The organism is Microbacterium paraoxydans, from assembly GCF_019056515.1.
Taxonomy (GTDB): domain Bacteria; phylum Actinomycetota; class Actinomycetes; order Actinomycetales; family Microbacteriaceae; genus Microbacterium.
In genome coordinates, this window is record NZ_CP064873.1 from 336,832 (window position 1) to 350,755 (window position 13,924).

The 13,924-nt window shown below is 72.2% G+C and carries 12 protein-coding genes; 11 read left to right on the forward strand and 1 reads right to left on the reverse strand.

Annotation, left to right across the window (positions count from 1 at the left end):
* Nucleotides 1-42: 42 nt before the first annotated feature.
* The 10 genes from IZR02_RS18005 to IZR02_RS01690 all read left to right on the forward strand — a co-directional run bounded on the left by IZR02_RS18005 (nt 43) and on the right by IZR02_RS01690 (nt 12,304).
* Nucleotides 43-2,910, forward strand: coding sequence for a helix-turn-helix transcriptional regulator (locus tag IZR02_RS18005; protein ID WP_162817548.1), 2,868 nt, complete (start codon nt 43-45; stop codon nt 2,908-2,910).
* A 73-nt stretch (nt 2,911-2,983) separates the two neighbouring features.
* Nucleotides 2,984-3,187, forward strand: a complete 204-nt coding sequence (locus IZR02_RS01650; RefSeq protein ID WP_025104028.1) for a cold-shock protein — start codon at nt 2,984-2,986, stop codon at nt 3,185-3,187.
* A gap of 233 nt (nt 3,188-3,420) precedes the next feature.
* A complete protein-coding gene (locus tag IZR02_RS01655) occupies nt 3,421-4,446 on the forward strand; it encodes an iron-siderophore ABC transporter substrate-binding protein (protein WP_025104027.1) in 1,026 nt (341 codons plus the stop codon).
* Nucleotides 4,447-4,478: 32 nt separating this feature from the next.
* Entirely contained in the window at nt 4,479-5,522 is a 1,044-nt protein-coding gene (locus IZR02_RS01660; protein ID WP_025104026.1) for a FecCD family ABC transporter permease, read from the forward strand.
* Nucleotides 5,519-6,592: a FecCD family ABC transporter permease gene (locus IZR02_RS01665; protein ID WP_025104025.1), complete on the forward strand. Its 1,074-nt coding sequence runs from the start codon at nt 5,519-5,521 to the stop codon at nt 6,590-6,592. Before IZR02_RS01660 ends, IZR02_RS01665 begins: the two co-directional genes overlap by 4 nt.
* On the forward strand, nt 6,589-7,389 hold the full coding sequence (locus IZR02_RS01670; protein WP_025104024.1) for an ABC transporter ATP-binding protein: 801 nt from the start codon (nt 6,589-6,591) through the stop codon (nt 7,387-7,389). Before IZR02_RS01665 ends, IZR02_RS01670 begins: the two co-directional genes overlap by 4 nt.
* The gene (locus IZR02_RS01675; protein ID WP_025104023.1) at nt 7,379-8,332 is read left to right on the forward strand and encodes a siderophore-interacting protein; all 954 of its coding nucleotides are present in this window, start codon (nt 7,379-7,381) and stop codon (nt 8,330-8,332) included. The genes IZR02_RS01670 and IZR02_RS01675 overlap by 11 nt, the downstream gene beginning before the upstream one ends.
* Nucleotide 8,333: 1 nt before the next feature.
* Nucleotides 8,334-9,173 carry an ABC transporter ATP-binding protein gene (locus IZR02_RS01680; RefSeq protein WP_025104022.1) on the forward strand — a complete coding sequence of 280 codons (840 nt, stop codon included), beginning with the start codon at nt 8,334-8,336 and terminating at the stop codon, nt 9,171-9,173.
* Between the two features lie 24 nt (nt 9,174-9,197).
* On the forward strand, nt 9,198-10,229 hold the full coding sequence (locus tag IZR02_RS01685) for an ABC transporter substrate-binding protein (RefSeq protein WP_025104021.1): 1,032 nt from the start codon (nt 9,198-9,200) through the stop codon (nt 10,227-10,229).
* Nucleotides 10,226-12,304, forward strand: coding sequence for an iron ABC transporter permease (locus IZR02_RS01690; RefSeq protein ID WP_025104020.1), 2,079 nt, complete (start codon nt 10,226-10,228; stop codon nt 12,302-12,304). Before IZR02_RS01685 ends, IZR02_RS01690 begins: the two co-directional genes overlap by 4 nt.
* Nucleotides 12,305-12,373: 69 nt before the next feature.
* On the opposite strand, the gene IZR02_RS01695 is transcribed toward IZR02_RS01690, so the two are convergent.
* Entirely contained in the window at nt 12,374-13,216 is an 843-nt protein-coding gene (locus tag IZR02_RS01695) for an alpha/beta fold hydrolase (protein ID WP_025104019.1), read from the reverse strand.
* Between the two features lie 95 nt (nt 13,217-13,311).
* On the opposite strand from IZR02_RS01695, the gene IZR02_RS01700 reads away from it, so the two are divergent.
* Nucleotides 13,312-13,878, forward strand: a complete 567-nt coding sequence (locus IZR02_RS01700) for a TetR/AcrR family transcriptional regulator (RefSeq protein WP_025104018.1) — start codon at nt 13,312-13,314, stop codon at nt 13,876-13,878.
* Nucleotides 13,879-13,924: the final 46 nt, after the last annotated feature.

Below are 13,924 nucleotides of genomic sequence, written 5' to 3' on the forward strand. Positions count from 1 at the left end.
CCCGGCTCTCCGGATGTCCGGGGGGAGTGGCACGATGGGTCCATGGCCCCAGCCCCCTCCGCCGCGATGGTCGGGCGTGACGCCGAGATCGCCGGGATGCGCCGCCTGTTCGACGGCGTACGCCAGGGCGTGCCCGCCGCGCTGCTCGTCGAGGGCGAGGCCGGGATCGGCAAGACCCGGCTGGTGCGGGAGTTCGGCACCGAGATCGCGAGCGCGGCAGACGTGCACGTCGGCTGGTGCCTCGACCTCGGCGCCTCGCGTGCGCCGTTCGGGCCCCTCGCGGGCATCCTCCGCTCGCTCGTGGAGCGGCTGGGAGCCGAGCGCGTGCGTGAGGCGGTCGGCGTGGGCGTCGAGGCGCTCGGCATGCTGCTGCCCGAGCTCGTCGACGCCCCCGCCGCCCGCGACCGCACCAGTCCCGAACGCCTGCGCGACGCGATCGCCTCCCTCATCGAGGCCGCCACGGAGCTGGCGCCGCAGGTCATCGTCGTCGAAGACCTGCACTGGGCCGACGACTCGACCCTCGCGATCCTCTCCTTCCTCCTGCGCACGCTCGACCGCGGCCGCCTGCTGCTGCTCATCACCTGCCGCACCGACGACGTGCGCCGAGGCGACGCGGTGAGCCGGTTCATCGGCGAGGCCACGCGGGCGCGACTGCTCGAACGGATGACGGTACCGCGTCTCGACGACCATGCCGTCGGCGAGCTCGTCGCGCAGATCACGGGACGCGCGCCGACCGCGACGGCGCTGGAGCGGCTGCAGGTCAGGGCGGAGGGCGTCCCCTTCTTCGTGGAGGAGATCGCCGGGTGCGCCCAGGGGCCCCTGCCGGAGAGCCTGCGCGACCTCCTGCTCGCCCGGTTCGACCGCCTCGGAGACGATGCGCGCCGCGTGGTGCAGGTCCTGTCCGGCGCCGAGCGGCCGCTCACGGATCCGCTGCTGCTGCGTCTCGTCGAGCTTCCGGAGGATCGGGTCGACGACGCCGTCCGCGAGGCCGTGCGCAGCGGCATCATCGTCGTCGGCGAAGACGACTACCGGTTCCGGCACGCCCTGCTGCGCGAAGCCGTGCACGACGATCTGCTGCCCGGAGAGCGCGCGCGTCTGCACCGCGCCTACGCCGAGGTGCTGGACGAGGACGGCGGCGGCGACGCGGCGGCCCTGGCCCACCACTGGCAGCTCGCGCAGGACGATCGTCGCGCCATCGCGTCCGCCGCCGACGCCATGCGGCAGGCCAAGGCCCAGTACGCCTTCGCCAGTGCGGCGCGGTTCGGGGAGCTCGTCCTCGAACTCTGGCCACTCGTGCCGGACGCGGAGCAGGCGACGGGATTCGCACGTCTCGACCTCCTCCACGTGCTCGGGTCGGTCCTCCGCAACGCCGGTGACGGCGAGCGGGCGCTGGCGGTCGCCAATGTCGCGCTGAGCGAGGTCGACCCGGCGACGGTCGACCCGCGGCTGCACGCGCGCCTGCTCCGCAACAAGGCGCTGTATCTCGTCAATCTCGGACGCCTCGGGGCCATCCCGCTCCTCCAGGAGGCGCTCGCGCTCGCGGAGCGCGTCGACGACGAGGCGTTCCGCGCGGAGCTGCTGAACCAGCTGGCGAGCCGTCGCATGATCGCGGGCGATCGGGAGGAGGCGATCCGGCTCGCCGACGAGGCCGAGCGTCGCGCGGCGGGCGCATCCACGACGGATCAGCTCTCGATCGCCGCGAACGTCCGCGGCGGGTCGCTGGCCCATCTCGGCCGGGTCGCGGAGGGGGTGCGCGAGTACGAGCGCGCGCGCGACCTCGTCGCCGGATCGACGGCCGAGATGCGCTACCGCGTCAACTACTCCGACCTGCTGACGCTGCTGGGCCGCTACCGGGAGGCCGTCGCCGTCGCCGAGGAGGGTCTGCGCCGGGCTCGTGAGCTCCGTGTCGAGCGCACCTCGGGTTCGATCATGGCGCAGAACATGATCGTGCCGTTGCTCGAGCTCGGCGAGATCGACCAGGTCGAGGACATGCTGGCCCGGGACTTCCTGCAGGGCACGCTGCGGGTGTTCCGGATGTACGTGAGCATGACCAGGGTGCGGGTGCTCGCCTGGCGGGGCCGGGCCGCGGAGGCTGCGGAGACCCTGCAGGAGTGGCTGCCGGCGTTCGAGGAGACCGGAGTCTCGGAGCGGCAGATCTGGTACGACCGGATCACGATGCAGGTCGCCGTCGCCGAGAGTCAGGGCGACCTCCGCGGGGCGCTCGACGTGATCGGGGAGATGCTCGAGGACGACCGGCCGGCGTTGCTGCATCAGCGGCGGCTGCTCCTGGAGGCGGGGGCCCTCGTGACGGCGCTGCGTGCGGGCGGGGCCGACGTCGATGCGGCGGTCGCGGCTGTGCGGACGGCCTGGGAGGCGCAGCCGCCGGAGCTGCAGGACGACGCGTGGTCGACGGTGCTGCACGCCCTGCTCGACCCGAGTCCGGCCGCGGTCGACGAGGCGCTGCGGTGCGCGGACGGCGACGACGTGCCGGTCACCTTCCGTGTGGTGCTGCGGCTCGAGCGGGCCCGGCTGCACGTCGCCGACGGAGAGCGCGCCGAGGCCGCAGCCCTGCTCGCCGCGGCGACGACCGCCGCGGAGGAGCTCGGTCACGTGCCGCTGCAGAAGGCTCTGGCGGGGTTCGGCGAGGCGGCAGGGCTGCGTCCGACCGGGCCCCGCGAGGCCGCCGACGCGGAGCAGCTGACGGCCAGGGAGCGGCAGGTGCTCGCCCTGATCGCGGAGGGACTGAGCAACCGCCAGATCGGGGAGCGCCTGTTCATCAGCGTGAAGACCGTCAGCGTCCACGTCTCGGCGGTGCTGCGGAAGCTCGGCGTGAGCACGCGCACCGAGGCGGCGCTCGCCCATCGCACGGCCGAAGAGGGGGAGTCCCGTCAGTCCGCCGTGGTAGCGTGACCGAGCATGCATGTCGGATCATCGGCATGATGCAGGCCGCGTGAGCGGCCGGTCAACAGAAAGTAGAAAACACATGGCCACTGGCACTGTGAAATGGTTCAACGCAGAGAAGGGCTTCGGCTTCATCGCTCCCGATGACGGCACCGAAGACCTCTTCGCCCACTACTCGGCTATCGCCGGCTCCGGTTTCAAGGAGCTCCGCGAGAACCAGAAGGTCGAATTCGACGCTGAGCGTGGCCCCAAGGGCATGCAGGCGGCGAACATCCGCGCTCTCTGAGCGTGCGCTGACTTCCTGAAGCCGGCCGGATCCGTACGGGTCCGGCCGGCTTTTCGCTGCCCCGGCACTTTCGAATCGCCCACTTTGCGGCATCCGGGCGCCGGATGCGACAAGGTGAGCGATTCGAAACGGGAGTGAGGGCGCCCTAACCTCCGTGTTAGATTAGGCGAGGCTTACCAAAGGCCGGACGCTCTCGCGTCGACACCCCATCTCCCATCCCGAAGGGAACGCCTGTGCGCACCTCTCGACTCCTCGCCCTCGGCGCGGCCGCCGCGCTCGCCGTGACGCTGTCCGCCTGCTCGTCCTCCGCGCCGGAGTCGACCGCGACCACCGGCGGCAACCCGGCCTCCGACGACGCGTTCCCCGTCACCATCGAGCACGTCTACGGCGAGACGACCATCGACGAGAAGCCCGAGCGCGTGGCGACGATCGCGTGGGCGAACCACGAGGTGCCGCTGGCCCTCGGCATCGTCCCGGTCGGCATGAGCAAGGCCACCTGGGGCGATGACGACGACAACGGCATCCTCCCCTGGGTCGAGGAGAAGCTCGATGAGCTCGGCGGCGAGACCCCGGTGCTCTTCGACGAGACCGACGGCATCGACTACGAGGCCGTGGCCGACACCGCTCCCGACGTGATCCTCGCCGCCTACTCCGGCCTCACGCAGGAGGAGTACGACACGCTTTCCAAGATCGCGCCGGTCGTCGCCTACCCCGACGTCGCGTGGGGCACCTCCGTCGACGACATGGTCGAGATGAACGCCAAGGCCCTGGGGCTCGAGGCCGAGGGCGAGGCCCTGATCGAGGACCTGCACGCCGACGCCGACGCCGCCCTCGCGGCCAACAGTGCACTCGAGGGCAAGAAGGTGCTCTTCGCCTACTTCGACCCGAGCGACCTCAGCCAGATCGGCTACTACACCGCGGCCGATACGCGCCCCGGGTACCTGCACGACCTCGGCCTGCCGCTCCCCGCGATCGGGGAGGAGAACGCGGACAGCGACCAGTTCTACCTGCAGGTGAGCGCCGAGGAGGCGCAGAAGTTCGACGACGTGGACGTGCTGGTGACCTACGGCGACGACTCCACCCTGGCCACGCTGCAGGCCGACCCGCTGCTGTCGAAGATCCCCGCCATCGCGGAGGGCCGCGTCGCGATCCTCCCGGACGCCACCCCCATCGCCGCATCGGCGAACCCGTCGGCGCTGTCGATCCCGTGGGGTCTCGAGGACTACCTGGCCATCCTCGCCGTGCCGCTCGCGAAGTAAGCTCCGCGTCCGCCCCCCAGCGGAGAGTCGTCGTGATCTCAGCACCCGTCCTCGCGTCGGACGCCGCCACCCTGCGGCGTCCGACGGTGGTGCGCACCCTCTGGCTGCTCGCCGGGGTCGGAGTGATCCTCGTGCTCGTCGTGCTCTCGGTGTCGTTCGGGGTGCGGGCGGTCACGCTCGACGACATCCTCGCGGCGCTCTCCGGCCAGACCGACACGATCGCCCAGGCCGCGGTCGTCAAGCGCATCCCGCGCACGGTGCTCGCGCTCCTCGTGGGGGCGGCCCTCGCTCTCGCCGGGGCGACCATGCAGGCCGTCACCCGCAACCCCGTCGCCGACCCCGGCATCCTGGGGGTCTCGAACGGCGCCTCCTTCGCGGTCGTCCTCGGCATCGCGTTCTTCGGACTCAGCAACCCCTACGGGCAGATGGCCTTCGCGATCGTCGGCGCCGCGGCCGCCGCCGTCTTCGTGTACGCCGTCGGCTCCCTCGGTCGCGGCGGAGCCACCCCGCTCAAGCTGGTTCTCGCGGGGGCGGCGACCTCCGCCGCGTTCGCCTCGCTCATCAGCGCGGTCATGCTGCCGCGGGTCGACCTGCTGCAGACGTTCCAGTCGTGGCAGATCGGCGGCGTCGGCGGGGCGGAGTGGCCGCGGATCGCGATCACCGCCCCGGTCCTCGTGGGCGGCGCCCTCATCTGCTTCCTGTGCGCCCGGGGCATGAACTCCCTCGCGCTCGGCGACGACATGGCCAAGGGCCTCGGCGAGCACGTGCTGCGCACCCGGATGCTGTCGGCCCTCGGCGCGGTCATCCTCGCCGGCGCGGCGACGGCCATCGCGGGACCGATCGGGTTCGTCGGGCTCATCGTCCCGCACATGTGCCGGATGCTCGTGGGCACAGACCACCGCTGGCTGCTGCCCTTCTCGGCCCTCGCCGGTGCCGCGCTGCTCACCGCGAGCGACATCGTCGGCCGCGTGATCTCGCCGTCGTCCGAGGAGATCCAGGTCGGCATCATCACCGCGATCATCGGGGCGCCGTTCTTCATCTGGATCGTCCGCCGACAGAAGGTGCGGGAGCTGTGAGCACGACCGAGCACACCCTCGTCCGCGGCGACGAGTCCGCCGCCGCCCGCACCGCGCGCATCATCGCCGGCCGCCGGGCACGCCACCGCCGTCATGCCGTGGTCACGCTCGCCCTCGGGGTCGTCGTGATCGTGCTGTTCGTCGTGGCGCTCATGGTCGGCAACACGTTCTACCCGCTCGACGAGGTCATCCGCGTGATCCTCGGCGAGACGGTGCCCGGTGCGTCGTTCACCGTCGGCGACCTGCGCCTGCCGCGCGCCGTCCTCGCGATCCTCACGGGCCTCGCGTTCGGCATGGCGGGCGTCACCTTCCAGACCATGCTGCGCAACCCGCTCGCCTCGCCGGACATCATCGGCATCTCGAACGGCGCCGGCGCCGCCGCGGTGTTCGGCATCGTCGTGCTCTCGCTCAACGGCCCTGCCGTCTCGCTCCTCGCGCTCGTCGGCGCCCTCGTGACGGCGCTGGCGATCTACCTCCTCGCCATCAAGGGCGGCTTCGCGGGCACCCGCCTCATCCTCATCGGGATCGGCGTCGCGGCGATGCTGCAGAGCGTCATCTCCTACCTGCTGTCCCGGGCCGCGAACTGGGACATCCAGACCGCGATGCAGTGGCTCACCGGCAGCCTCAACAACGCGTCCTGGGAGCGGGTGCTGCCGATGGCGATCGCCGCCGCGATCCTCGTGCCGCTGCTGCTCTCGCAGGGGCGGGCGCTGGGCACGCTCCAGCTCGGCGACGACTCCGCCGCGGGGCTCGGCGTGCGGGTCACCGCCACGCGCCTCGTCTTCATCCTCGGCGCCGTGGCCCTCCTCGCCTTCGCGACCGCCGCCACCGGGCCGATCGCGTTCGTCGCGTTCATGGCCGGACCCATCGCCGCGCGGCTCACCGGTCCCGGCGCCACGCTGCTGCTGCCCAGCGGCCTCGTCGGCGCGGTGCTCGTGCTCGGCGGCGACCTCATCGCCCAGTTCGCGCTCGGCGCGCGCTACCCGGTCGGCGTGGTCACCGGCGTGGTCGGCGCGCCGTACCTCATCTATCTGCTCATCCGCACCAACCGCACCGGAGGCTCGCTGTGACCGCCGCCCACCGCCTGTCCGCCGAGGGGGTCACCCTCTCGTACGGCGACCGCACCGTCGTCGAGGGCCTCGACCTGCAGATCGCGCCGGGGAAGATCACCACGATCGTCGGCGCGAACGGCTGCGGCAAGTCGACGCTGCTGCGTGCCCTCGCCCGGCTGCTGTCCCCGGGGGACGGAGAGGTCGTGCTCGACGGGAAGTCGATCCACGCCCGGCCCACGAAGGAGGTCGCGCGCATCCTCGGCCTCCTGCCCCAGTCGCCCGTGGCCCCCGAGGGCATCGCCGTCGCCGACCTCGTCGGTCGCGGGCGTCACCCCCACCAGCGGGCCCTGTCGCGGTGGAGTGCGCACGACTACGAGGTCGTCGCCGACGCCCTGGACGCGACCGGCATCAGCGACCTCGCCGACCGCAGCGTGGACGAGCTCTCCGGCGGTCAGCGGCAGCGCGTCTGGATCGCGATGGCCCTCGCGCAGGAGACCGACATCCTGCTGCTGGACGAGCCGACGACGTTCCTCGACGTCGCCCACCAGGTCGAGGTGCTCGACCTGCTCACCGACCTCAGCGTGGCCCGCGGCACCACGATCGTCATGGTGCTGCACGACCTCAACCTCGCCGCGCGCTACGCCGACGAGCTGGTCGCCATGAAGGACGGCCGCGTGCACGCGATCGGCGCCCCCCAGGACGTCGTCACCGCCGAGCTCGTGCAGGAGGTCTTCGGCCTCCCCAACCAGATCACCATCGACCCGGTCTCCGGCAAGCCGATGGTCACCCCCATCGGAAGGCATCATGTCCGCTGAATCCACCACGACCGAGCGCCCGACCTACATCCTCACCCGCGCGGAGGTGCGCGCCGTCTCCCGCGTCTCCCCGTCGTTCGTGCGGGTGACCCTCGGCGGCGAGGAGCTCAGCGAGCTGGGGACGCCGGGGGAGGTGTACGACAGCCGGGTGAAGCTCGTCTTCCCGCCCGCGTCCGGCGTGCTCGCGGAGATCGACCGGTCGACGTACGACTGGTGGGGTTCGTACCTGGCCGTCCCGGAGGAGGAGCGCGGCTCGATGCGCACCTACTCCGTCCGTGACCTGCGGGTCGACGACGACGGCCGCACCGAGGTCGACATCGACTTCGTGCTGCACCTGGAGCCGGGGCTTACCGGTCCGGCCTCTCGGTGGGCGAGCACGGCCGCGGTGGGCCAGGAGCTGTGGCTGGTCGGCCCGCGTCGGGGCGTCGTCGCGCACGGCGGCGCGGAGTACGCCCCGGGGGCGGCGACCTCGGTGGTCCTCGTCGGGGATGAGACCGCGGCCCCCGCCATCGCCCGCATCCTGGAGGACGCCCCGCGCGACCTCCGCGGCACGGCGTTCATCGAGGTGCCGTCGCCCGCGGACGTCCTCGCGATCGACGTTCCGGCGGGGGTGGACGTGCACTGGCTGCCGCGCGACGCCGGAGAGCCGCACGGGTTCCGCCTCATCCCCGCGGTGCTCGAGCACCTGGGCGACGACGATGCCGGGGACGAGATCCGCGTCACCGACATCGAGGGGGAGGACCTCCTCTGGGAGACCCCGGAGTACTCGAGCCTGGGAGAGGAGATCGCGCCCGACGACGCGGCCGGCCGCTACTTCTGGATCGCGGGCGAGAGCGGTGTCGTGACGACGCTGCGTCGGCACCTCGTGAAGGACCTCGGGATCGACCGCGCGCAGGTCGCGTTCATGGGCTACTGGCGCCGCGGCGTCGCGATGCGGGGCTGAGATGACCGACGCCATCGATCGCCACAGCCTCGCGGGGGAATCCCTCGTCCTCGGCTACGGCCGCACCCGGGTCGTGCACGACGTCTCCCTGCGCCTCGCGCCGGGCCGGGTGACCGCGCTGATCGGACCGAACGGCAGCGGCAAGTCGACCGTCCTCCGCGCCCTCGCGCGGCTGCACCGCATCGAGGCGGGGACCGTGAGCGTCGGCGGCGCGGAGTCGCGCGACGCCGCCACCCTCTCCGCCAAGGAGTTCGCGAAGACCGTCGCGATGCTGTCGCAGTCCCGGCCGCACCCGTCCGGGATCGAGGTCTCCGACGTGGTCGCCTACGGCCGCCACCCGCACCGCGGGCGGTTCTCCGGCGTGAGCGATGCCGACCGTGCCGCCGTGGCGCGCGCCCTCGCCCTCACCGGCCTGTCCGCGATGGCCGCCCGTCCGGTCGACCAGCTCTCCGGCGGCGAGCTGCAGCGCGTCTGGCTGGCGACCGCACTCGCCCAGGACACCGGGGTGCTGCTGCTCGACGAGCCGACCAACCACCTCGACCTGCGCTACCAGGTGGAGACCCTCGATCTGGTGCGGGAGCTCGCCGACGACCACGGCACCGCGCTCGGCGTCGTGCTGCATGACCTCGACCACGCCGCCTCGGTCGCCGACGACGTCGTGCTGATGCACCGCGGCCGGGTCCACGCGGCGGGGGCGCCCGCCGCGGTGCTCACCGGCGAGAACCTGTCGCACGTGTACGGCCTGCGCATCGACACCGCCCTCGACGAGGAGACCGGCCTGGTGCGGGTGCGTCCGCGCGGCCGCCACCACGGTCGCCTCCGCACTCCTTCCGCCTCCTGATCCCGACCCCTGAAGGAACCACCGATGAAGAAGACCCCCCTCGCCGTGCTCGCCCTCGGCGGCGCCCTCACCCTCGCGCTCGCCGGCTGCGGCACCACGCAGACGCCGTCCGCCGAGGGGTCCGACGCCCCGACCTCGACGAGCGCGGGCTGCACGGACGACACCACGAGCACCTCGACCGGGGCGGTCTCCGTCACCGACGATCTCGGCCGCACGGTGGAGCTCGACAAGCCGGCCGAGCGGATCGCGGTGCTCGAGTGGCAGCAGATTGAGGACGCCCTGTCGCTGTGCGTGACGCCGGTCGCGGTGGCCGACGCCGAGGGGTACAGCACCTGGGTCACGGCGGAGGAGCTGCCGGAAGGCGTCGTGGACGTGGGCACCCGTCAGGAGCCGAACCTGGAGACGCTGTTCGGCACCGATCCCGACCTCGTGATCGTCGAGGTCAACGCCGCGGACGACCCCATCGTCGCGCAGCTCGAGGCCTACGACGTGCCCGTGCTCGCGACGATCGGCGCCGATGCGAAGGACCCGATCGCGAAGATGCTGAACACCTTCGACCTCATCGCGCAGGTCACCGGCCGCGAGGAGCGGGCCGACGTCGTCACCGAGGAGTTCCAGGACCACCTCGACACCGCGAAGGCCGAGCTCGCCGACCGCGACCTCGCCACGACCGACTTCGTGTTCTTCGACGGCTGGGTCGACGGCGGCAACGTGGCGCTGCGTCCGTTCGGCCAGGGCTCGCTCGTCGGCGAGGTGGGCGAGGAGCTCGGGCTGACGAACGCCTGGACCGGCGAGGTCGACCCCGTGTACGGCCTCGGACAGACCGATGTCGAGGGCATGACGACGGTCGGCGACGCGAACCTGTTCTACACCGGCACCGCGGACCCGGATTCCGAGAGCTTCGTCGACGCCCTCGCGGACAACCCCGCCTGGACCTCGCTCCCCGCGGTGGCGGAGGACCGCCTGACTGCGTTCCCGGCCGGCATCTGGACCTTCGGCGGCCCGCGCTCGACCGCGCAGATCATCGACGGCTACCTCGAGGTGCTCTCGAAGTGACGGAGACCCTCCGCCTCGACGACACGACGGCGACCGCGGAGCCCGACGCCCCGGCGTCCGCCGTCCCCGTGGAGGCGGAGGGTCGGAAGCCCGCGGTGTGGACGGGCGTCGGCGTGCTCGTCGCTCTCGCCGTCGTGCTGGTCGCGGTCGCCTGCTGGCACCTCACCCAGGGCACGAGCGGCGTGGTGTTCGCCGACACCGACATCCTCTGGGGCTCGCGGGTGCCGCGGCTCGCCGCCGGTGTCGCGGTGGGCGTGGCCCTCGGGGTCGCCGGCATCCTGCTGCAGTCCCTCGCCCGCAATGCCCTCGCGTCGCCGGACACGCTGGGCGTGACCGCCGGGGCCTACCTCGCCGTCACGGCGCTCGCCGCGTTCGGGATCGCCGTGCCGGTGTGGGCCTCCGGCGCGGTGGCGTTCGCGGGCGGCATCGTCGCCGCGGGCATCGTGCTCGGACTCGCCGGCGGGGCGGGGTCGTCCACGACCCGCCTCATCCTCGCGGGCTCCGCGCTGGCGCTCGCCTTCCAGGCCGCGACCTCGACGCTGCTCATCCTGTTCGACGAGGAGACCAAGGGACTGCTCGCCTGGGGGAGCGGGAGCCTGTCGCAGCTCGGACTCACCGCGTTCCTCCAGGCGGCGCCGGTCGTCGTGGTCGTCACGGTGCTGGCCCTCGTGCTCGCGCGGCGCCTGGACATCCTCACGCTGGGGGACGACACCGCCTCGTCGCTCGGCGTGCCGATCCGGTCGACCAGGACCATCGGGATCCTGCTCGCGGTCACCCTCACGGCGGTCGCGGTGACGCTCGCCGGGCCGATGGGATTCGTGGGGCTGTGCGCGCCGGTGCTCGCGCGGCTGCTGACGCGGGTGGTGCCGAGCCTGAACCGCCACGTGCTGCTGATCCCCGCGGCGGGGCTCCTCGGCGCCCTCGTCGTCATCCTCTCCGACGCCCTCCTGCGCGCGCTCATCGGCGCGGAGGCTGCGATCCTCATCCCGACCGGCGTCGCGACGACGCTGCTCGGCGCGATCGTGCTCGTGCTCATGGCCCGGCGCCTCCGCGACGCCGGTCCCACGCGCGAGCCTCCGCGGGTGCGCTTCGGCGTCCGCAGCCGCCTGCGCTTCCGGATCACCCTCGCCCTCGTCGCCCTCGGCCTGGTCGGGGTGCTCCTGCTCGGACTGCTCGCCGGGCACACCTGGCTGCTCACCGGCGACATCGCGCTGTGGCTGCAGAGCCAGGCTCCCGCGCCCATCGCCTTCGCCCTCGACGAGCGCGCGCCGCGGATCGTGGCCGCCGTGGTCGCCGGCGCCGCGCTCGCCCTCTCCGGCGCCGTGATCCAGGGGGTGAGCCGCAACCCGCTCGCCGACCCGGGCATCCTCGGCGTCACCGGCGGCGGCGGGCTCGGCGCGGTGCTGGTGATCACGAGCATCACGTCGTCGACGGGCGGGATGATCGCGGGAGCCGTCACGGGCTCGCTGCTCGCCTTCGCCCTCGTCTACCTGCTGTCGTGGCGGGGAGGCCTGAACGCGGACCGGTTCCTGCTGATCGGCATCGGGGTCTCGTACTTCACGGTCTCCCTCACGACCTTCCTCCTGCTGCGGTCGAACCCGTGGGACACCCCGAAGATCTACACCTGGCTCTCCGGCACGACCTACGGGCGTGTGTGGGAGCAGGTCGTCCCGCTGGCGATCGTCCTCGTGATCGCGGTGCCGTTCGTGGTGATGAGTCGCCGAGAGCTCGACGTGCTGTCGCTCGATGAGGACACCCCGCGACTGGTCGGCATCCGGCTGGAGCCCGTCCGGTTGACGCTGCTGCTGGTGGTGGCCGTCCTGGCGGCGCTGAGCGTGACGGCGATCGGGGTCATCGGCTTCGTGGGGCTGGTGGCGCCGCATGCCGCGCGGGCACTGGTGGGCGCACGGCACTCGCGGGTGATCCCGACGGCGGTGCTCCTCGGCGGGCTGCTCGTCGGCATCGCGGACACCATCGGCCGGACGGTGATCGCCCCCGCGCAGCTTCCGGCGGGCCTCGTGGTCGCGCTGATCGGCGCCCCGTACTTCGTCTGGCTGCTCTGGCGCTCCCGCTGACCCGCTTCGAATCGCGCAAATGGCCCCATTCCCGGAGGAAATGGGGCCATTTGGGCGATTCGAACGGGGTTACCGGGCCAGGAACTGCGTCAGCGCGGCGTTGACCTCGTCGGCGTGGGTCCAGAGGAGGCCGTGCGGGGCGCCCTCGACCTCGACGTACTCGGCCTCGGGCACGGCCTGGCGGAAGCGGCGGGCGGTCGCGTCGATCGGCAGGATGTTGTCCTTCGTGCCGTGCAGGATGAGGGTGGGCTTGCCGGCGGCGGCCACGGCCTTCACGTCGTCGCGGAAGTCCTCGATCCAGGTCGGGACCACGGCATACGCGGCGACCGGGGCGCTGGTGACGGAGAGGTTCCAGTTCGCGTCGACGACCTGCTGGCTGATGCGCGTGCCGAGGTTCTCGTCGAGGTTGTAGAAGTCCGTGTAGAACTGGGTGAACCAGGCGTAGCGGTCGCCCTTGGCGGCGGCCTCGATCCCGTCGAAGACCTCCTGCGGCACGCCTTCCGGGTTGTCGTCGCGCTGCACGAGGAAGGGCTCGAGCGACGCGAGGAAGGCGAGCTTCGCGACGCGCTCGTGACCGTAGCGGCCGACGTAGCGGGCGAGCTCGCCGGTGCCCATGGAGAACCCGACGAGCACGACGTCGCGGAGGTCGAGGGTCTCGAGCACCGTGTTCAGGTCGGCGGCGAAGGTGTCGTAGTCGTAGCCGGAGCCGACCTTGGAGGACTGCCCGAAGCCGCGGCGGTCGTAGGTGATGACGCGGTACCCCTGGGCGAGGAGCTCGCGGGTCTGGCGCTCCCAGCTGTGGCCGTTGAGCGGATAGCCGTGGATCAGGACGACGGGCTGGCCGCTGCCCTGGTCTTCGTAGTAGAGCTCGATCGGGGTGGTGTTCTCGGTGCCGACGGTGATGTAACCCATGATGTGTTCCTTTCGGTGCCGGTGAGAACGATCGTTCTCGCCTGATGTGATCAATCTAGAGAACGTTCGTTCTCGTGTCAAGTAGACTTCTGGACATGACCGAAGACGAGGCCCGCGAACGCATCCTCTCCGCCGCGGAGGAGCTGTACTACCGCAAGGGCTACGCGGCGGTCGGCATGGACGAGCTGCGGGCTGCCGCCGGGGTGTCGCTGCGGCGCGTGTACTCGCTGTTCCCGGCGAAGACCGACATCGTCGCCGCGGTGCTCACCCGGAAGCACGCCGAGTGGGAGCAGGGGCTCACGGCGGCCGTAGCGCAGAGCGGCGACGACCCGCGCGCCCGCCTCCTCGCGGTCTACGGCTACCTGGAGGACTGGTTCTGCAGCGACGGGTTCCGGGGCTGCGCCTTCATCAACGCGTTCGGCGAGCTCGGGGGAACGAGCCCCGAGGTGGCCGCGATCGTCCGCGCGCACAAGGCCTCGTTCCAGCAGTACATGGCGGAGCTCGTCGCGGACACCGGTGCCCCGGCGGGTCTGGCCGCCCAGCTCTCTCTCCTCGCGGAGGGCGCGCAGAGTACCGCGGCGATCGGCGCGGACCCGGAGGCCGCCGTGCACGCGCGCCGCGCCGCCGAGGTCCTGATCGACGCCGCCCTCGCTCCGGCCTGACGCCCCCACTCGCTAACTTGGTTAGCGAAATGGGGAGGTCCTGTCA

Bases quoted from the DNA above. Each gene is read 5' to 3' on its own strand.
- IZR02_RS18005 (WP_162817548.1), top strand. From the start codon at position 43: ATGGCCCCAGCCCCCTCCGCCGCGATGGTCGGGCGTGACGCCGAGATC.
- IZR02_RS01650 (WP_025104028.1), top strand. From the start codon at position 2,984: ATGGCCACTGGCACTGTGAAATGGTTCAACGCAGAGAAGGGCTTCGGC.
- IZR02_RS01675 (WP_025104023.1), top strand. From the start codon at position 7,379: ATGTCCGCTGAATCCACCACGACCGAGCGCCCGACCTACATCCTCACC.
- IZR02_RS01680 (WP_025104022.1), top strand. From the start codon at position 8,334: ATGACCGACGCCATCGATCGCCACAGCCTCGCGGGGGAATCCCTCGTC.
- IZR02_RS01685 (WP_025104021.1), top strand. From the start codon at position 9,198: ATGAAGAAGACCCCCCTCGCCGTGCTCGCCCTCGGCGGCGCCCTCACC.
- IZR02_RS01695 (WP_025104019.1), bottom strand. From the start codon at position 13,216: ATGGGTTACATCACCGTCGGCACCGAGAACACCACCCCGATCGAGCTC.
- IZR02_RS01700 (WP_025104018.1), top strand. From the start codon at position 13,312: ATGACCGAAGACGAGGCCCGCGAACGCATCCTCTCCGCCGCGGAGGAG.